We start from the raw sequence: 20,348 nt of genomic DNA, 5'->3' as shown, positions 1-20,348 counted from the left end.
CTGAGTGAAATCGAAGCGCGGCTCGACCTGTTCCCCGGTATTCGCACCAGTGTGGCGTTGATCGTCGGTGACAGCGCGCAGAACCAGCGCCTGGTGGCGTGCTGCGTCACCGACAGCGCAGTGGACGAATCCGCACTGCGTGCGCACCTGGCAACGACCCTGTCCAGCGCCGTCATGCCCAGCGCTTATCTGTGGCTGGACGCCTTGCCGCTGACGGTCAACGGCAAGATCGACCGTGCCGCCCTGGCGGCACTGGCCGATCAGGATCTGGCCGACCGGCAGGTCAACCTCGGCAGCCCCAGAGACCATATCGAGCTGACCCTGTATCAGATCTGGAAAGACCTGCTGCCGGTGCCGCAGATCGGCATTCGCGACAACTTCTTCAACGTCGGCGGGACATCGATTGCGGCGATCAAGATGGCCTACGAAATTGGCCGGGCGTTCAGCGTCGAGGTGCCTGTGCGTGTGATCCTCGGCCACCCGACCATCGAGGCGCTGGGCGGCTGGCTGCGTACCGGCGCCAGCCTGGCCGCGGCGCAGGACAACCTGATCGAATTCCGGCGCGGTGCCGGGCAACGCAACGTGGTGTGCATTCACCCGGCGGGCGGCACGGCGTTCTGCTACCTGTCGCTGGCCAAGGAGCTGCCGGAAAGCATCGGTGTGTACGGTGTGCAATCGCCGGGGTTGAACCCTGGAGAAAGCACCGAGCCGAGCGTTGAAGCAATGGCCGACGCCTATCTGCGGCGGATCGCGGCGTTGACCTCACAACCGCTGGTGCTCACCGGGCTGTCGTTCGGTGGTCTGGTGGCGTACGAAATGGCCCGGCGTCTGACGGCTGCCGGCCATCGTCAGGTGACGGTGGTGCTGCTCGATACCCAGGGCTCGGATGCCCCGGGGTTCCGGCAACAGATCGGGACGGTGGACATGGCTGAGTTCCGCGACAAGCTGGTGCGCTTCAACGGCATGTACCCCGGCATCGAAGACGCGCAGGTCGAGCGGTATTTCCATCTTTACAACCACAACCGTCTGGCTATGGCCGCTTACGAGTGTGCGCCACACGCCGGACGCATTGTGTTGATTCAGGCCCGTGAAGGCTTCAGCCGCACGCAGTTGCATGAGCTGCGCAGCTTCTGGCGTCGCCGCGCGGGCAACGGTTACAGAGCCCGGCTGGTGCACGGCGGGCACTGGGACATGCTGGAAAGTGCCGAGGTGCATCGGGTCTCGCAGACGCTCAGGCAAGAGCTGCAACGTTTCGACACGCAGGAGGCGCAATGATGAGTCGGTACGAGGAGAATATCGCCCGCAACTCCATGACCCTGCTGTCGCGTTTTGCCGAGCAGGTACGCCGTAATCCTCAGGGGCTCGCCGTGATCGACCGGCAGGTACGGCTGACCTACGTGCAACTGGCCAGCGCCAGCGAACGCATCGCCAAAGGGCTGCTGGCACAAGGCGCAGGCCCTGCGAAGCCGATTGCCCTGTGCATGCCGCGCGGCTGGCAATGGGTCGCCACGATAATCGCCGTGCTGAAAGTCGGGGCTGTGGTGGTGCCGCTGGATCGGGCCAGCCCGGCCCGGCGTCGACAGCTGATGCTCGACGACGGGGGTTGCGTCGGGCTGGTGACCCTCGGCGAAGACGCGGACACCCTGGCAGCGCCACAACGTGGCTGGTACGTCAGCGTCGAAACCCTGCTGGAATTCCCCGATCAACCGGCACTGCCGCTGCCCGAGGATTTCGCTGCGTCGAGTTTCCTGTTCTACACCTCAGGCACCACCGGCACCCCGAAGGCTGTGGAGGTGGGCGAGCGCGGCCTGTTGCGTCTGGCCCGGACCGACGGCTGCCTCGACATTCGCGCAGGCGAGCGCGTGGCCTGCCTGTCCAACCCGGCGTTCGATGCCTGTAATTTCGAACTGTGGGCACCGCTGCTCAACGGCGGTTGCTGCGTCATCATTGCCGACGCAGACCTGCAGGACGCGCAACAGCTGGCCAGCGTGCTGGAAACGCAGCAGGTCGACAGCCTGTTCATGACCGTTTCGCTGTTCAACACCTTGAGCGCAGATAACCCCACCTGTTTCGCCAGCCTGCGCCAGGTGCTGATCGGCGGTGAGCAGGTCAGCGCCGCGGCGGTGCGTGCCTGGTATCAGGCCAATCCCGACAGCCGCTGCCGGATTTTCAACGCCTACGGACCCACTGAATGCACCACCTTCGCCGTGTGCTATACGATCCCCCGCGACTTTTCCGGTGATGCGGTGCCGATCGGTCGGCCATTGCCCGACACCAGCGTGCAAGTGCTCGACCCGCAACAGCGCCCGGTTGCTCAAGGCGAGGCGGGTGAGCTTTACCTGAGCGGCAGCGGGGTCGCACGCGGTTATCGCAACCGTCCCGCAGAGACCGCGCAGCATTTCCTGCGCCTGCCGACAATCGAGGCCGGTGACGTGCTGCATTACCGAACCGGCGATCAGGTGCGGGTCAATGCCGACGGGCTGATCGAGTACCTGGGGCGGATTGACCGTCAGGTGAAGGTCCGCGGTTTTCGCATCGAGCCGGGCGAGGTCGAGCAGCGTATTCTGGAGCACCCGAAGGTGGCGCAGGTGCATGTCTGTACGCGCAGGCAGGCAGCTGAAGACCACCAGTTGCTGGCCTTCATCGTGCCGCGCGAAGCGCTGGACTATCGCGATTTCGATCAGCACCTGCGCGAAAACCTGGCGGTATGGATGCGCCCGCATCAACTGTTTGTGCTGCAGCGCCTGCCGTTGACCAGCAATGGCAAGATCGATCAGCGTGCGCTGCTGGAGCAGCCCTTGAAGCCGTGGCGACCACAGGCCGGTTCACGTCCTGACGAGCAACACTCGCCCACGCTGGACTGGCTGCTGACCCAGGCCCGCAGGTTGCTGGCGCAACCTGAGCTGAACGGCGAGGATGACTGGCTGGGCAGCGGCGGCGACTCGCTCAAGGCCATGCGTTTGCGCTCTGCAATCCGCACACACTGGCGCCGGGAAATCACCCTGGGTGCGCTGCTGAACGAATCGTTTTCGGCACTGGCCGAGCGCCTTGGCGATGATCAGGGTGCGGAATCTGCCTATCCGCCCGCGCCGCCCGTCAACCGTTCAGGGCGTGCGCCGGCCACTGCCGAGCAAAGTCGCCTGTGGTTGATGCAGCAGCGCGCGCCGCAGGCGACGGCCTACAACGTGCCAATCATCCTGCACCTGGCGGCAGGCGTGGAGCTGAACGCATTGGCCGACGCCGTGCAGCGCCTGCTGACTCGGCACAGCGGGCTGCGCACGGCGTTCGTGTCCGCTGCTGAAGGGCTGCATCAGCAGGTTCACCAACGGGACGCGGTGTGCCAGACCTTTGCCACAGGAGCGTTCAGTGAACAGACCTGGCGCAGCTTTGCAGCCCTGGTCTTCGACACACCGTTCGATCTGGCAACATCGGCGCTGTGTAAGGCCTGGCTGCTGCCGTTTGCCGATGGCAGCTGTCGCTTGCTGCTGAACCTGCACCACGTGGCCATCGACGGCTGGTCGATGAACCTGTTGTTCGATGATCTGGTGCAACTGTACGACGATGCGCTGCAGGGGCGGCCGAGTGCCGAAACCTCGCCCGGTCTGGGCACGCTGGAGTTCGCACTCTGGCAACGGCAATGGCGTGTCGACCCGCGTTACCGCGATCAGCGCCGCGCCCTGGCCGGGTTGCACCGTCAGCACCCGGCGCCTTCGCCCGCGCTGCTGCCGGTTCGTGAGCCAGACCCGCAGGCACGGCTCTATCGTCAGCCGCTGGGAGCCACGCGCAGTGCTGCACTGGATCGGTTTTGCAGCCGCCAGCGCGTCACTCGTTATGAGGTGCTGTTCAGCGTCTATGCCTGGAGCATTTACGCCCTGACCGGTTGTGAACGGCCACGCATCGCCAGCCCGGTATCCAACCGTCCGCTGAGCGAATTCGAAGACGCAATCGGGATGTTCGCCAACACCGTGCTGATCCCCACGGCGTTCGACGGCGACAAGCCGCTTGACCAGCAGATGCATCAGCAAACCGCCACGGTGCGTGAGGTGCTGGCCTTGCAGGACGTCGCTCTGGCGGACCTGGTGGAAGACCTGCGGCTGTCGTCGAGCAGTGCGCTGTTCGATTTCATGTTCGTGCTGGAAAACACTGACTACGCCAGGCTGGCCCATACCGGCCTGCGGGCCACGCTGGAATTCAACGAGACGGTGCAGGCCAAGTGCCCCCTGACCTTGCTGGTGGTCGATGCCGGGTCCCAACTGGAATGCTGGTGGGAGTACCAGCGCAGTTATTTCGATGCGGCACAAATGGTCGCCGTCAATCGGCTGTTGCAACAGGGGCTTGATCTGCTGCTGGAGAAGCCGTCGGCCACCCTTGATGCGCTGCTCACGCCTTACCGCTTCAGCCTGCCGCCCGCCAGTCAGGGCGACAGCGCTGAGCCGCCGTTCAACACCGTGGCCGACTGGTTCGCCTATCAGGTGAGTTGCACGCCGGATGCTCCGGCGCTGGTCGCCGATCAGCAGTGCATCAGCTACGCCGAACTGGATGCACTGGCCGACACGCTGGCGGCCACCCTGATCGAGCAGTGTCCGCTGCCGGAGGAAAATGGTGCGCCGCTGCAAGTGGTCCTGTACCTCGAGGCGTCGGTCGAGCACATCGTGGCCTTGCTGGCGCTGGCCAGGCTCAATTTGACGGCTGTGCCCCTCGATCCTGGCTATCCGCTGGCGGTGCAGCGTCAGGTCATGCAGCAGGCACAACCCGGCTGTGTGCTGTACAGCGCGGCCACCGAGGCGGCACTGGAGCAATTGAACGCAGACCGGCAGATCTGTCATCGGGTCGACCTGAGCGCTGCAGCACGACCGTTCGAGCGTCGCCGTCACTCGGGGCAACGACCGTTGTACACGCTGTTCACGTCCGGTTCGACGGGGACCCCGAAAGGGGTTCAGGTGCCGGACCGGACCCTTTGCAATCTGTTGCACTGGCAGCGCAATGAGGGGCAGTTGCCAGCGAAGTCCGTGACCCTGCAATTCTCCATGCTGTCGTTCGATGTGTCGTTTCAGGAGATTTTCAGCACCCTCTGCGGCGGAGGCTGTTACCACCTGATCAACCCGCGCTGGCGGCAGGATGCCCAGGCATTGCTGAGCTATCTGGTGCAGACGCGCATCGAGCGGTTGTTCCTGCCTTGTGTGGCCTTGCAGCATCTGGCGCAGACCGCTGTCAGCCAGGGCGTGTATCCGCAGGCGTTGCGCGAAGTGATCACGGCGGGCGAGCAACTGCTGTGCACCGAGGCATTGCGCAACTGGTTCGGCGGCATGCCCCAGGCACGGCTGTTCAATCATTACGGCCCGACCGAAACCCACGTGGTCAGCGCCTGGCGCTTGCCTGCGGCGGTTCAGGACTGGCCGCTGCGCGCGCCGATCGGGCGTGCAGTGAGCAATGCACGTCTGCTGCTGGTGGATGAACAAGACCGACCGGTGCCGCGTGGCAGTCAGGGCTATCTGCTGGTGGCAGGGCCGATGATTTCGCGCTGCTACCTCGCTGACCCGGTGCTGAATGCCGCGCGCTTTGTCGAGTTGCTGCAGCCTGAGGGCATGACCCTGTTCTATCGCACCGGCGACCTTGCGCGGGCTGATGAAAACGCCTGCCTGCACTACCAGGGCCGGGACGATCAGCAGATCAAGATCAGTGGCCAGCGTCTTGAACTGGGGCAGATCGAGGCCGCGCTGATGCAGGTCGCTCAGGTGAGCAACGCGGTGGTGGCCACGCAGGGTGAGCCGCCCCGGCTGGTGGCCTGGTTGCACAGCGAGGGTACGCTGCCCGATGCACAGCAGTTTGACCGACAGATCAGCCTGCACCTGCCGGCGCATGTGCGTATCGACGAGTACCGGCGGGTTGTCACCTGGCCGCGCACGCCGAGCGGCAAGATTGATCGCAGGGCGCTGGGAGATCTGGGCGAGGTGTTGCAACGGCAACGCACCGGGCTGCCTGCGGCGCCGTTGAGCGCACTTGAACAGCAACTGAGCGAGTTGTTCGTGGCGGTCATCGGTCGCGACATCAAGCCTGATCAGACCTTCTTCGAAGCCGGCGCCACCAGCCTTGGCCTGATGCGCCTGCACGCCCGTTACAACGAAGCACTGCCGCAGCCGGTGGCAATGGCAGCGTTGTTCGAGCATGTCAGTGTGCGTCGCCTGGCGCAGCATTTGTCCTTACCAGCAGGCCAAATGCCCGCGGCTGCTGAGGGCAATGAGCGAGGTGCCAAGGCTGGCGAACAACCCATGGCGATCATCGGCATGTCGGTGAATGTGGCCGGGGCGAGCAACCTCGCCGAGTTCTGGGCGATGGTCCAAGGGAACCGGTTGGGCATCGAGCAGTTCGACGCTGCCGAAGGGCTGGTCGGAGCGCGCAGTCAACTGACCGGCCTGCTGGATTTCGATCCCGAGTATTTCGGCATCAGCCTGCAGGAAGCACGGTTGATGGACCCGCAACAGCGGCACCTGCTGATGGGCTGTGTGCAGGCACTGCAACATGCCGGGCTCACGCCCAAAGCCGACGGTCCGCGCATCGGCCTGATCGCCAGTTGCGGCGAAACCACGTATTTCCAGCAAATACTGCGCGAAACTGCTGAGGGTGATCTGCCGGACGGCTTTCAGATGGCGCTGCACCACGACAAGGACTTTCTGGCCACCAAGGCGGCTTACCACCTCGACCTCGGCGGCCCGGCACTCAGCGTCCAGGCGGCATGCGGCAGCTCACTGATTGCCGTGCACCTGGCGGCGGCGATGCTGCGTCAGGGCGACAGTGACGTGATGCTGGCCGCCGGGGTGTTGATCGACCCGACTCTGACCGATGGCTACCGCTATCGTCCACAGCACATTTTTTCCCGCGACGGGCTGTGTCGCCCGTTCAGTGACGACGCCAGCGGCACCATCGGTGCCAGCGGTTATGGTGTGGTAGTACTCAAACCGCTGGACCGTGCCCAAGCCGACGGCGACCGGATCTACGCACTGGTCGAAGCCTCTGCGCTGAACAACGATGGCCGCGCCAAGATGAGTTATACCGCGCCGTCGGTGGCGGGGCAGAGTGCTGTGATCAGCGAGGCGTTGCGCAAGGCCGGGGTCAGTGGCGCCGACATGGGCTACATCGAGGCCCACGGTACCGGCACACTGTTGGGCGACCCGATTGAAGTGGCTGCCTTGACCAAGGCGTTCGGCGCGACGCTGGCCGCCAGTTGCGCACTGGCTTCAGTGAAAAGCCAGGTGGGTCATCTGGGCGCGGCTGCCGGCGTGGTCGGGTTGATTCGCGCGACGCTTGCCGTGTTCCACGGAGTGATCCCGCCCAACCTCGGCTTTGCCCGGATCAATCCGCAAATCGATCTGCAGCGCTCGCCGTTCTACATACCCAGCACCTCACGGCCCTGGCCCGAGGGGCGTCGGCTTCTGGCCGGGGTCAGCAGTTTCGGCATCGGTGGCACCAACGCGCATGTGATTGTCGGCGCCGCGCCGCAGCAGACAGACCGCGTCGAGGATTGCCCGGCGTGCCTGCTGCTGTCAGCGCACAGCCGTACTGCCCTGGAGCGGGACATGCTGGCGATTGAAGCCTGGCTCAACGCCTTTCCCGAGCAGCAGGCCGCGTTGCTGCGTTACCTGCAAAACGGTCGGCGCGCGTTGCCCTGGCGCTTCGCGATGATCTGCCCGCCCGGTCAGACGCCGCGCCTGCAAGCCTCGTCGATCCAGGAGGTGAAGCTTTCTGACGTGCGAGTAAACGCCAGCGAGCATTCGCCGCAGGCCCTGCTGGACGCCTGGTATGCGGGGGCCAGTATCGAAGGGTCGACCGGTTCGGCGCCGCCACCCTGGGACTTGCCACCGTCGGCATTCGATCTGCAGACCTTTCGCTTCAAAGCGGCCGCTCGCACCGAACAGCAGAAATCGTCAGTCGTCGAGCGCCAGCCGCTGGCGGACTGGTTCTATCAGCGTCAGTGGCAGCGGGTAAACCGTCTGCGTACAAACCCGACTGGCGAGGGTCGTGAAGTGCTGGTGGTGTGCAGCCATGAGCGTCTGGATGCCACCACGCTTGGCAGCCTGCAGAGCGTCTATCGGCACGTCATTGAGGTGCAGACCGGCAATGGCTACCAGCAGCTTGGCCCGAATCGTTATGAGCTCGACCCGCTGGACCCTGTGGCGTTGGGTCGACTGATCACTGCGCTCGATCAGAGTGGGCAGACGGCGACCGAACTGGACTGGCTGCATGCCTTGCCGCTGTCGGTGGGCGGGGCGGTTGACGAGCAAAGCCTGGCGGCCGCGCAATGGGCCTGTCTGGATACGCTCAGCGCGTTGTTGCAGGCCTGGGGGCAGAACGCACAGAAGACCGCCCTGCGGCTCTGGCTGCTGTCCTGGCAAGCGTGCCCGGTGAACGGCCAGGTCATGCGTCCGGAACTGGCGGCGCTGGCCGGTATCACCGAAGTGGCGCCGCAGGAATACCCGATACGCTGTCACTGGCTGGACCTGCCCACGGCGCAGTTGAGCACCCAGGCTCCGCACCTCGCGGCGCTGCTTGCTAAACCGGCGTTGCTGCCGCGGCGCATGGCCATTCGTGACGGTTATCTGTGGCAGCCACAGCTGCTGGCCAGTCCGCTGGCAGCTCCAACGGCGGCTTCGAATCTGCTGCCGGCGAACGGCACGTTCCTGGTGCTGGGCGGTACAGGCGGCATCGGTCGTACCTTGTGTGAACACCTGCTGCGATCCAGCCAGCGCCGGGTAGTACTGCTGTCGCGAGGTGGCGGGTGTCCGAAAGAACTGGACGCCTATGCTTCGCGCATCGACAGCATCGCTGCGGATATCGCCGACCTGGCGCGCTGGCCCACGGTGCTGGAACACTTGCGTGAGCGTTATGGGCACTTTGACGGCGTGATTCACGCGGCTGGCACCGGAGCGGGCAGCCTGATCCGTCAGCGCGATGCTCAGGTGCTGTCTGAGGCGATGGCCAGCAAGACCCGCGGCATGCTGGCGGTTGAAGCGTTGATCGAGCAGATGACGCCGGGGTTCGTGCTGTACAGCTCTTCGATGTCGGCACTGTTCGGCGGCGCCGGGCATCTGGACTATGCCGCCGCGAGTGCCGTGCTTGACGGTTTCACCCACTACCGTGCGCATGCCGAAAATGGCTGTGTGCGTCTGGGCATCAACTGGGACATCTGGCGCGATGTCGGCATGGCCGCTGCCAGTGGCGTCGGGGATGACGCGCATCAGCGACACCTGGCGGTCGGCATGTCGGCGCAGGAGGGTTGCCGGGTGTTCGATGCAGCCATGACGGCTCAACTGCCGCAACTGCTGATCTCGATCACCGATCCGGACACGGCGCGACAGTTTTACCCGGTTCGCCACAGCGCAGGTTCGACGCTGGCCGATACTGCGCCAGTGCTGACGGCAGACACTGCAGCGCCGGACCGTCTGCCCGAGCATCTGCATGACTGCCTGTGCAAATGGCTCGGCGTGAGTGCGCTGCAGCCGGATGCCTCGCTCTATGAGCTGGGCGCCGATTCTCTGACCCTGCTGGACCTGATCGACGAACTGCAGGCCGCGACCGGCGTGGTCTTCCAGTTGTCGCAGTTCAGCCACAAGGTCAGCCTGGCCGAGGTGCTGGCGCTGGTGCGGGCGTCAGTGCCCGAACCGGCTGCGGACGAAAACCAGTGGGCTGATGCAGTGAGGATCGATCAGTGGCATGCGGGCGCGGGCCGCGAGCGCCTGTATCTGATTCACCCGGTGGGTGGCGACGTGCAAGCGTATCGCGAGCTGGCCTCGGCGCTGCACCCTGATCTGGGCGTGTGGGTGATCGCCGATCCGGCCTTGCGCCTGCCCGAACTGCCGAACATCAGCGTGGATGAGCGCGCGCAGCTGTATCTCAAGGCGTTGCAGGCCCATCACCCCGACGGCACGGCATGGCGTCTGGCTGGCTGGTCGTTCGGCGCATGGGTGACGCAGGCGATGTGCAGCCTGCTGACGGAGGATTGCGAGCAGCCATTGTTGTACCTGATCGATCCCCCCGCGCCGGATGCGGGTAACGAGCTGGCGCAGATCGGTGAAGCGCAGATTCAGCAGGTCTTCCAGCGCGAGTTTTCTGCACGGAGCGGCCTCAACACAGCCACCGGCGCGGCCAGTGAAGACACATCGCGTTACCTGCAAAGCCTGATTGTCTGCTGCCAGAACAACATGGCGAGCATGGCGGGCCACCGGCCCGTGGCGTTGTCGCGCACCCCCGTGCGGCTATTCATTGCCACGCAGCCCAATCCTTACGGCATGGGCAGCGCCTGGCGGATGGCCGATCTGCAGCGGGCCTGGCAACGGCTGTTGCCGCACCTGCTGAGCTGGCAAGCACTGGACACCGATCACTACGGCATTGTCGCAGCGCCCTGGGCGCAGGTGATGGCCGAGATGATCAATGCCGACCTGCCAGCGGAGCAGGGCTGAACGTCAGCGGCAGGCTTTTCAGGCGGGGCTTATGTCCCCGCAAACGAACCACGTGCATGGTGATCGGCCATGCCAACAACCTGAAGGTGAGGGATCATGGATCAAATGGCACTCAAGGCCATAGAAGGCATCGCAGGCGCCGTGCGTGCGCCGTATCAGAGCATCACGGTCAACCGCCTGACACCGATCATCGGTGCCGAGGTCAGCGGTGTCGATCTGTCGCAGCCACCCAGTGCGGAGCAGTTGATGGAAATCCGCCGGGCCTTTCTGGAAAATCATGTGCTGGTGTTTCGCGATCAGCACCTGACGGTCGAACAGCACAAGGCGTTCGGCCGACTGTTTGGTCCGTTGCGCGCCTTGCCGGTGGACAGCATCGATGGCGATGACCCGGAACTGGTCGTGGTGCGCGCCAATGCGCAATCGCGTTTCGCTGCGGGCGAGCTATGGCACACCGACGGCACCGCTGATCTGGAGCCGTCAATGGGCTCGATGCTGTACGTCAAGGAAACCCCCGCCATCGGCACCGGCGGCGACACACTGTTTGCCAACATGCACCTGGCCATTGAAATGCTCTCGCCGGCGATGCAGCAGTTTCTCGGCGGGCTGACAGCCATTCACGATGGCGAGATTCCGTGGAAAGGCTATCAGCCGCCCGCCAACCTTCCGAAAAGCGAACACCCGGTGGTGGTTCGTCACCCTGAAACCGGGCGCCGCAGCCTATTCGTGAATTCCGGGTTCACCTCGCATATCGTGCAACTCTCGCCCGGCGAGAGCCGCACCGTACTGAATATGCTGTTCGATCTGATCGCCCGCGAACCCTGCCTCAGTTGCCGCGTGCGCTGGGAACCGAACACGCTGGTGTTCTGGGATAACCGCTGCACCCAGCATCACGCGGTGTGGGATTACTTCCCGCACTCGCGCTATGGCGAGCGAGTGACGATTCTCGGAGGGCGGCCCCAGGCCTGAAGGCGTTTGCGATTGACCGGCGAACGCCGGTCAGCTGCTTCATCAGCGCAGTGGCAGGTGGTATATCAGGTCGTCGAACCACTGATCGCCGATTTGATAGGCCTGCGGGACACGGCGCTCGAAGGTAAAGCCGCATTTCTCCAGAACCTTGCAGGAAGCGATGTTGCCGTCGGTCACGGTCGATTCCAGTGAATCCAGGCCGATGGCAGTTGCGTAGTCGATGATTGCGCGGCGTGACTCGGTGCCGAAGCCCTTGCCTTGATGTTCCGGCAGTAACAGACAGCCCACTTCGGCATGACCCGGCGACAGGATGCGAAAGCCGCTGACCCCCAGCTCTGCATCGTTTTGTGTGTCTGTGACCACCAGGCACAGCCAGTGATCGGACTCCGGCGTCCAGTCGGGGAGGCGATGATCGAAGCCTTTGCGGATCTGCGCTTCTTCGATTTCTCCGAATACGTAGCGCATGGTCTCGGGCTCGGAGTGCAGCCTGAAAAACAGCGGCCAGTCGCTGGCGAGCAGGGTCCGCAGATAAAGTCGTTCGGTGTGTAGTTCCAGCATCCGTTGCTCCCGGGACAATCAAAAAAGGCACAGGGTTTTGTACCCGGCCTGCGGCCAATGATCAATAATGCACGCGCATTTCATTGCCATTGCTCACGGCAATCGTGGCGCAACGAGGCAGGGTCACATCCTTCTGCAGGTCAGGGACGAGTCAATGGCATTTCGCGTATTGGTCATCGGCGGCTACGGCAACTTCGGCAGCCTTATCTGCAATCATCTGGCGATGATGCCGGACATCGAACTGGTCATTTCCGGTCGCGACCCGCGCAAGCTGGCGGAAAAGGTTGCCGCACTGCAAACACTGGCTGGCAGATTCTGCGAGAGCTGGTGCGTGGACATCATGCAGGACGGCGCGGGCAGTGAGCTGGGTGAATTGGGCATTGATCTGCTTATCCACACGGCGGGGCCTTTTCAGGGGCAGTCGTATGCCGTGGCCCGGCATTGCATCGAGGCGGGTGTGAATTATTGCGACATGGCGGATTGCCGGGCGTTTGTCGCCGGTATCGCCAGCCTCGATGCCCAGGCGCGTGAGGCAGGTGTCAGCGTGCTGAGCGGTTGCAGCTCGGTGCCAACGCTTTCGGCGGCCATCATCGATCAGCATCGCCAGCGTTTTCTGCGCATCGATTCGATAGAGCATGGCATCTCCTCGGCAGCGAAAATGCCTGGTCTGTCGACCGTGCGTGGCGTATTGGCCAATGCCGGGCGACCGATCAGGCAACTGCGCAACGGCAAGGTCCACGAAGTCCATGGCTGGATGGACCTGACCCTGCGCCGGATGCCCGGCATGGGCACACGGCTGGTGGCCAATGTCGACGTCCCGGACCTGGATGTATTCGCGACACGTTATGCCGCGCAGCATCTGAGCTTCAAGGCCGGCTCCGCGCTCAAGGCCGGCGGCATCGCGACCTGGCTGCTGGCGCTGGCGATTCGCTGTGGGCTGCTGCGCGATCCTGCGTCATGGGCCGAGCGCCTGTACCGTTGGGGCGCGCGCTTTGAACAGTGGGGTGATCGAAAGAGCGCGATGTACATCGATGTCGATGGCGTCGACCTCACCGGCCAGCCGTTGCACATGCGTGCGCAATTGACTGCACTGAACGACAAGGGCCCGGAGATCCCCGGCAGTGCTGCCGTCGCGCTGGGCAGCAAAATGGCCGGTGGCTATCGCCCACAACCGGGCGCACGGGCCTGCGTCGGAGAAATCACCGTAGACGAGTACCTGGCAGCGATCAACGAGCCGGAAAACATCCGGCTGGATGTTCATTTCACCGACCGCAACGTCTGACGCTGTTGCCAATCTCCGATGGCTCCGTACAGGCGAAGATCAAGGCAGTTTCATTGCGTGATCTTCCGGTTTCGCGCGGTGCCAATCATCGGAAAAATTCTGCTCAGGCGATTTAAATAAATATTCATCATCGCGCGCCGGCCCCGTAATTCATGAGCTTCAGGGTGCCTTCGATTGGCGCGTGCGTGATTCCGATAACGTTAACTATCAAGTTAAATCTTTCAGCGCCGACTCACGGGTATTCCGAAAAATCAAAGGCACACATGCAATGAGCGCAAAATGGTTGGACAATCTGAAAGTCAGCAAGAAGCTCGGGCTGGGCTTTGCCGCTATTTTGCTCGGAGTACTGACCGTCACCGTCATCGGCTACTCCAGCACCAACCTGCTGATCGAGCGCATGGGCAAAAGCAGCAAGGTCGCCGAGATCAAGGCTGACGTCCTGAATGCCCGGATTGCTGCGCAAGCCTATGCGACCGGCCCTACCGCCGCAGGTGTGCAGAATTACGCCAGCGCGCTGGATACCTTGAGCCGCAGTGTCGATCAGGGCCTGCAGATGTTCGTGATCTCGAGCAACCTCGCCAAGCTGCGCGAGATCAAGGAGCAGGCGGGCGGTCTGAAGCAGACGTTCGACCAATTGGTCGGCATCAATCAGAAAGTCGACGAGGCGTTGAAACCGATCATCAAGGTGTCCGATGACGTCAGCGCGACCTTCGAGAATCTGCTGAACAAAACCATTGACGACACCTTGCGCTCGCCGAATGAAACCGGCATCAGGCAGGTCAAGATCGCTGGCGACCTGCGTAACGGCATGACCAATTTCCGTCTGGTGTTTCGCCGCTACCTGAGCGTTCCCAATGCCGACAACCGTCAGGCCACCTATAAGGCCGCCGACGCCCTGATCGCACAAGTGGACGCCGCTCGCAGCCAATTGCCTGTCGAGGCAAATGCTGCAGTGGATGCCGCGCTGGTGGCGTTGAAACAATACAAGGTCCTGATGTCGTCGATTTCGGACATGCTTCAGCAGACCGAGCAGATCCGCAACGATCTGCAACAGCAATCCGTAGCGACCGCAGCCCGTGCCGATGATCTGGCAGCGCTGCAGGTCATCAGTGCCAAGAAGGAACAACAAACCGCTGTGGTGCAATTGCTCAGCGTAGCGCTGGTCGTGCTGCTGGTCGGCATCTTTGCTGCGTTCCTGATCACGCGTCAGATTACCGTGCCGTTGAACAGCACCGTGATTGCGGCGCGCCGTATTGCTGACGGTGATCTGACCCATGACAGCAGCACCACCCGCCAGGACGAACTGGGCCTGCTGCAGAACACCATGCAGCACATGACTGTTTCGCTGCGCGGCCTGATCGGTGGCATCGGCAACGGTGTTACGCAGATCGCCACGGCGGCCGAACAATTGTCTGCGGTCAGCGAGCAGACCAGCGCGGGTGTCACCCTGCAGAAAAACGAAGTCGATCAGGTCGCCACTGCCATGAACGAAATGGCCTCTACCGTACAGGAAGTGGCGCGCAACACCGAAGACGCTTCGCAAGCCGCCAAACAGGCCAGCGAGCGCGCTGCTCACGGTAGCAGTGTGGTGCAGCATGCTACGCGCGAAATCGGGCAATTGGCCGGTGAAGTGCAGCAATTGGGTGAAGCCATGCAGCGTCTGACCGAAGACAGCGGCAAGATCGGCAGCGTGATTGACGTGATCAAGGCGGTCGCCGAGCAAACCAACCTGCTGGCGCTCAACGCAGCCATCGAGGCCGCAAGGGCAGGCGAGCAGGGTCGCGGTTTTGCCGTGGTGGCTGACGAAGTTCGCTCGCTGGCTCAGCGTACGCAGAACTCCACAACCGAAATCGAAGCGCTGATCCAGGCGTTGCAAAAAGGTACAGGCGCCGCCTCGGGCCTGATGGACGCCAGCCTGCAGCGCACTGAAGGCACCGTGGTGCTGGCTCGTCAGGCCGAACAGGCGCTGGGGGAAATCAACCAGTCCATCGGCACCATCGAACAGATGAGTCAGCAGATTTCCGCCGCGGCCGAGCAACAGAGCGCCGTGACCGAAGAAATCAACCGCAGCGTACTCAGCGTTCGCGACATTGCCGATCAGTCCGCTTCTGCCACTGAGCAAAGCGCTGCGTCGACTGTCGAGCTGGCCCGTCTGGGCAGCGATTTGCAGAGCATGGTCGCGCGTTTCAAGATTTAACCTGCGCCAGGCTCTGTACGAAAAGTCGGCGAGCGAAGGTCAGGCGAGGCAAAAACAGGCGAGGAACGGCCGGGGTCGCGTTCGACTCTACGTGTTGTAAATGAGCATTCCGATTGGACTCGCCTCCGAGCCTGTTTTTAACGAAGCATCACCGAGCGCAGCCACTTTTCGTACAGAGCCTAAGCAAAGTCGGCCTCCTGACCCCATCAGGAGGCCGACTGCCGTTGTTCCGCCCGCACCACCATCCACACGCCGATACCTGACACCGCCATGCCTGACGCCATCTGCCAGGACAGCGGTTCGTCGAACATCGCCCAGGCCCAGAGCATCGTCACCGGTGGGCTGAGGTACAGCACGCTGGCGACGCGGGTCGCCGTCGCGCGGCGCAGACACACCCAATACAGTCCGTACCCGCCCAGGGTTGCCAGCCCCACCGTCTATAGCACGCTCAGCGCAAAGCCGGTACTGGCTACAGGCGCCAGGCTGCCCTGTGTGCCCTGAATAATCGCGAAGGCCATGCTGGAAACAGCGCATTGCAGCCACAGGTTGGGCAGCAGTGCCATAGGCTGTGCGGTGCTAGACTGTTTCTGCCACAGCGTCGCGATGGCCAGTGACAACATGCCCAGCAGCGGCAGGCCGTAGGCCCACAACGGTGCGTCACCTACCGCCAGCGCGCTGTAGGTCACCAGCACTACACCGATCAGCCCGACCAACAGTCCCGCCCAGATTTGCCAGGCCAGCCGTTGTCCGAGCACCACTGCCGCCAGGAGCGCCATGCCCATGGGCAACAAATCGGCAAACAGTGCGGCGAGTCCGGCGGGCACGCCCAGCGCAATGCCGTGCGTGACACCGGCGACGTAGCCGGCCATGGCCAGCAGGCCGATACCTGCGTTTTTCAGCAGCGTGGTTGGCGCGATCGATCTCAGTTGCCTGGCGACAAAAGGCAGCAGGATCAGGGTGACCACCACACAGCGCCAGAACACCACCAGCAGCGGCGGCGCATGTTCCAGCGAAAAGCGTGCGCCGACGAAGCCCGAACTCCAGGTCAGAACCAGCGCAGCTTCAAGCAGGGGCAAGGGAATGGCCTGGTGCCAGGCAGGCCGCGAGACGCTCGGAGCAATCGACAGGTATGGGTTCATGGACGCAGGTTACGAAAACGGCGTAGTCTAATAAATCAAAATTAAATGCATGACTTATTCAGGAAATCTGAATCATGACGGCCATTCTCGACATCGAACTGGTGCGCACCTTCCATGCGGTGGCGCGGATAGGAAAGTTTTCGGCGGCTGCCGAACAACTTCATAAAAGCCCGGCAGCAGTAAGTGTGCATATCCAGCGCCTCGAGGCCGTGGCGGGCGGGCGCTTGCTCAACCGTGACAACCAGGCGGTGTCGCTGACGGCATTGGGCAAGCGCCTGCTGTTGTCGACGACAGAGTTGCTGTCCACGCATGACCGGGTGCTGGCGGATCTGCAAGGCACTCATCTGGCCGGACGCATCACGCTGGGGGTTCCGGATGAGTACGCCGTGCATGTCATTCGCGACATCCTGCCAGTGTTCGCGGCCGCGTGGCCCAATGTCGTGCTGGAGTTGAAATCCGCACCCAGCTACGCCCTGCGCGAGCAGGTTGCGCGTGGCAAGTTGCAGACAGCAGTGATCGCGCAACCCAAAGGGCAGCTGAGTGCTGATACGCAGTTTCTGGTATCGACCAAACCGGTCTGGGTCGGGCCAGCCAGTACCGCACTGGCATCTGCGGACCCGTTGCCGCTGGCGATTCACGCAGCGCAATGTCCTTATCGTGAAGCCATGCTGGCGTCACTCAAAGACAACGGCCGCAAAACCCGTGTAGTTCTCGAAAGCCCGTCCAACCAGGCGATCAAAGCCTGTGTGGAAGCGGGTCTGGCGATCAGCCTCATCGATCGGAGCGGGGTCACGGAAGCCATGCAGATTCTCGATGACCTGCCTGAAATACCCGAGCACGAAATCGTCTTCCTGCGCTCGCTGTCGTCGCAGAACGACGAGGCGGTGAGCCTGCTGGCGCAGGCGCTGCAGAAGTATTTTCGGGTTTAGCCGGGAACACTGCAGCCGAAGTGTGTTATCGACTGCAGGAACGCTTTCGGCTCAACCGTCCTTGAACAGGAAGCTGTAGGCATTCAACGCCGGCACGCCGCCCAGGTGGGCGTAGAGCACTTTCGAGCCTTCGGGGAATTCGCCGTTGCGCACCATGTCGATCATGCCGTGCATGGATTTGCCTTCGTAGACCGGGTCGGTCAACACGCCCTCCAGGCGGGCGCAGAGGCGGATGGCTTCGAGGGTGCCATCGTTCGGCAGGCCGTATTCCGGGTAGGCATAGCGGGTGTCGAGCACCACGTCTTCGGCGGTGATTTCGCGGCCCAGCTCCACCAGTTTTGCGGTGTTCTGAGCGATACGCAGAACCTGCGCGCGGGTCTTTTCCGGTTTGGCTGACGCGTCGATACCGATCACACGCTGTGCCCGGCCATCGGCAGCGAATCCCACCAGCATGCCTGCGTGAGTACTGCCGGTTACCGAGCAGACCACGATGTAGTCGAACTTGAAGCCCAGTTCTTCTTCCTGCTGGCGCACTTCATCGGCAAAACGCACGAACCCCAGGCCGCCATAAGGGTGCTCCGAGCAGCCCGCTGGAATCGGAAACGGTTTGCCGCCGCTTTCCTCGACGTCGGCCATGGCCTTTTCCCAGCTCGGGCGAATGCCGATATCGAAGCCTGCCGAATCCAGGCGCACATCGGCGCCCATGATGCGCGACATCTCGATATTGCCGACCCGGTCGTACAACGCGTCGGAATAGTTGACCCAATTCTCCTGAACCAGCACGCACTTCATGCCCAGATGCGCCGCGACGGCTGCCACCTGACGGGTCTGGTTGGACTGGATGCCACCGATCGACACCAATGTGTCGTAGCCGCCGTCGATGGCTTCCGGCACCAGGTATTCCAGTTTGCGGGTCTTGTTGCCGCCGAAGGCCAGACCGCTGTTGCAATCCTCGCGCTTGGCATACAGCTCGACCTTGCCGCCCAGATGCTCACTCAAGCGTTTCAGTGGGGTAATGGGCGAGGGGCCGAAGGTCAGAGGGTAGCGCTTGAACTTGCTCAGGTTCATATCGGGTCTCCATTGATAAGTTGATCCGGGCATTGAAGGTGGAACTCGACATGTTTATCGAGCGGCCCGGCATGGCTTCCATCATAGGAAAACTGCGAATAATCGTGGTTGCAAAGAATTGTCTATCTACAAAATAAGCGTTAGCCTGAACACAACTAAACAGATTTTTATTGTGTGAATTTCATTATGAAAGCAATAAATGAACGCACTAAAAAGTCCGGTGCTGACATGACGCCGCTGCTGGACAGGATTGACCGCGCCATCCTCAAGACCCTGCAACGTGACGCGTCCATTTCCAATGTGGCACTTGCCGAGAAGGTCAAACTGAGTCCGCCTGCGTGTCTGCGGCGCGTCGAGCGGCTGAAAGAGGCGGGCGTGATCAAGGGCGTGGTGGCGTTGCTCAATGGCGATGTTCTGGACGCAGGCATGGTGGTGCTGATCGGTGTCGTACTGGACCGCTCGACACCGGATTCATTTGCTCAATTCGAAGCCGCCGCGCAGAAGGTTTCCGGCTGTATGGAGTTTCATGTCGTCACTGGCGAGTTCGACTACTTCATGTTGCTGCGCACCAGGGACAGTCAGAGCTTCAACCGCCTGCACGCCGAACAGTTACTGTACTTGCCCGGTGTCAGACAGATCCGTTCGTTCATGGGGCTGCGTCAGGTCGTTTCCACGACACAGTTGCCCATTTGACGGGTTTCGGCGTGGCCTGTTTGCTGCATGCAGCGTCAAACGTTCACGTCTGACCAAGGTCAGAGTTGCTGACTGCCACACGATTGACTCTGGCGCATGATTCAATCAGCGCCGTTTCTTTTTTTTACTTGCTCAAGGATTTTCATTTTGGCTGCTGGAAGCTTGCTTACCCTGCTTGACGATATTGCGACGTTGCTCGATGACGTGGCGCTGGCCACGAAGAAGACGGCGGGTGTGCTGGGTGATGATCTGGCGCTCAATGCCCAGCAGGTCACCGGTGTTTCAGCGGATCGCGAATTGCCGGTTGTCTGGGCCGTGGCCAAGGGGTCACTGCTCAACAAGGCCATTCTGGTTCCGGCAGCGCTGTTGATCAGTGCCTTCGCACACTGGGCGATTCTGCCGTTGCTGATGATCGGCGGTGCGTTTCTGTGCTTCGAGGGCTTCGAGAAAATCGCCCATAAATGGCTGCATCCCGAAACCGGTGAAGAGCATGAGCAGCGCAAGCAGGCGTCGACGGATGCGTCCGTGGACATGGTGGCGTTCGAAAAGGAGCGCGTAAAAGGCGCGATTCGCACGGACTTCATTCTTTCGGCGGAAATCATCGTGCTCGCGCTGGGCGTGGTCTCGGCCAGACCCTTCATGGATCAGGTCGGTGTGCTGGTCATCGTCGCAGTGCTGATTACCGTGGGGGTCTACGGGCTGGTGGCCGGTATCGTCAAACTCGACGACCTGGGCCTGTATCTGAAGAAAAGCGCAGCTTCGGTGTCACAAAAGATCGGTGCCGGCCTGCTGTGGCTGGCACCGGTGTTGATGAAAGTGCTGTCGATCGTCGGTACTGCCGCCATGTTCATGGTCGGCGGCGGGATCCTGGTCCACGGCCTGCCGTTCGCTCATCATTGGGTCGAAGGCGTGACTGAAGCGGCAGCCGGTGCGGTTGGCGGTCTGTCGATGATCGTTCCGACGCTGATCGATGCTGTTGCCGGGATCATTGCCGGTGCCGTGCTGGTGCTGGTCGTGACGCTGGTTGGCAAGGTCTGGAAAGCTGCGAAGGAGTGAGTGGAG

At 62.4% G+C, this 20,348-nt stretch carries 9 protein-coding genes and 3 pseudogenes; 9 read left to right on the top strand and 3 right to left on the bottom strand.

Annotation, left to right across the window (positions count from 1 at the left end):
• The 3 genes and pseudogenes from PCPL58_RS19970 to PCPL58_RS19960 all read left to right on the top strand — a co-directional run.
• Window positions 1–1,275: pseudogene (locus PCPL58_RS19970) on the top strand (thioesterase domain-containing protein); the annotation flags it as partial.
• Window positions 1,272–10,454 (top strand): hybrid non-ribosomal peptide synthetase/type I polyketide synthase, encoded by a 9,183-nt coding sequence (locus PCPL58_RS19965; protein ID WP_083188440.1) that lies wholly within the window; start codon window positions 1,272–1,274, stop codon window positions 10,452–10,454. The pseudogene PCPL58_RS19970 and the gene PCPL58_RS19965, both read left to right, overlap by 4 nt.
• Before the next feature lie 96 nt (window positions 10,455–10,550).
• Window positions 10,551–11,420: a TauD/TfdA dioxygenase family protein gene (locus PCPL58_RS19960; protein WP_060708845.1), complete on the top strand. Its 870-nt coding sequence runs from the start codon at window positions 10,551–10,553 to the stop codon at window positions 11,418–11,420.
• 42 nt (window positions 11,421–11,462) lie between these two features.
• Here the strand turns inward: PCPL58_RS19960 and PCPL58_RS19955 are convergent, their stop codons facing one another.
• Complete coding sequence (locus tag PCPL58_RS19955) at window positions 11,463–11,978, bottom strand: GNAT family N-acetyltransferase (RefSeq protein ID WP_003371419.1); 516 nt, start codon at window positions 11,976–11,978, stop codon at window positions 11,463–11,465.
• A gap of 154 nt (window positions 11,979–12,132) precedes the next feature.
• Between PCPL58_RS19955 and PCPL58_RS19950 the strand changes: the two genes are divergently transcribed.
• The 3 genes and pseudogenes from PCPL58_RS19950 (at window position 12,133) to PCPL58_RS32760 (ending at window position 15,457) form a co-directional block, all read left to right on the top strand.
• Window positions 12,133–13,260: a saccharopine dehydrogenase family protein gene (locus tag PCPL58_RS19950; RefSeq protein WP_065351086.1), complete on the top strand. Its 1,128-nt coding sequence runs from the start codon at window positions 12,133–12,135 to the stop codon at window positions 13,258–13,260.
• Between the two features lie 268 nt (window positions 13,261–13,528).
• Window positions 13,529–14,551: pseudogene (locus PCPL58_RS32765) on the top strand (methyl-accepting chemotaxis protein); the annotation flags it as partial.
• A 33-nt stretch (window positions 14,552–14,584) separates the two neighbouring features.
• Window positions 14,585–15,457 carry a methyl-accepting chemotaxis protein gene (locus tag PCPL58_RS32760; protein WP_414860620.1) on the top strand — a complete coding sequence of 291 codons (873 nt, stop codon included), beginning with the start codon at window positions 14,585–14,587 and terminating at the stop codon, window positions 15,455–15,457.
• Between the two features lie 206 nt (window positions 15,458–15,663).
• Here the strand turns inward: PCPL58_RS32760 and PCPL58_RS19940 are convergent.
• Window positions 15,664–16,596 (bottom strand): annotated as a pseudogene (locus PCPL58_RS19940) (DMT family transporter).
• A gap of 74 nt (window positions 16,597–16,670) precedes the next feature.
• Here PCPL58_RS19940 and PCPL58_RS19935 point away from each other — a divergent pair.
• Complete coding sequence (locus PCPL58_RS19935) at window positions 16,671–17,525, top strand: LysR family transcriptional regulator (RefSeq protein ID WP_065350257.1); 855 nt, start codon at window positions 16,671–16,673, stop codon at window positions 17,523–17,525.
• 51 nt (window positions 17,526–17,576) lie between these two features.
• On the opposite strand, the gene PCPL58_RS19930 is transcribed toward PCPL58_RS19935, so the two are convergent.
• Window positions 17,577–18,593, bottom strand: coding sequence for a 1-aminocyclopropane-1-carboxylate deaminase (locus tag PCPL58_RS19930; RefSeq protein WP_002552793.1), 1,017 nt, complete (start codon window positions 18,591–18,593; stop codon window positions 17,577–17,579).
• Between the two features lie 186 nt (window positions 18,594–18,779).
• Here PCPL58_RS19930 and PCPL58_RS19925 point away from each other — a divergent pair, with 186 nt between their 5' ends.
• Both PCPL58_RS19925 and PCPL58_RS19920 read left to right on the top strand, forming a co-directional pair.
• On the top strand, window positions 18,780–19,286 hold the full coding sequence (locus PCPL58_RS19925) for an Lrp/AsnC family transcriptional regulator (protein ID WP_058397692.1): 507 nt from the start codon (window positions 18,780–18,782) through the stop codon (window positions 19,284–19,286).
• Window positions 19,287–19,433: 147 nt separating this feature from the next.
• Window positions 19,434–20,342 (top strand): DUF808 domain-containing protein, encoded by a 909-nt coding sequence (locus PCPL58_RS19920; RefSeq protein ID WP_065350256.1) that lies wholly within the window; start codon window positions 19,434–19,436, stop codon window positions 20,340–20,342.
• The last annotated feature ends 6 nt before the right edge of the window (window positions 20,343–20,348 follow it).

This window comes from Pseudomonas cerasi (assembly GCF_900074915.1).
GTDB lineage: Bacteria > Pseudomonadota > Gammaproteobacteria > Pseudomonadales > Pseudomonadaceae > Aquipseudomonas > Aquipseudomonas cerasi.
The sequence above is the reverse complement of the archived record's forward strand: the minus strand, read 5'-3'. Positions and strand labels throughout refer to the sequence as shown.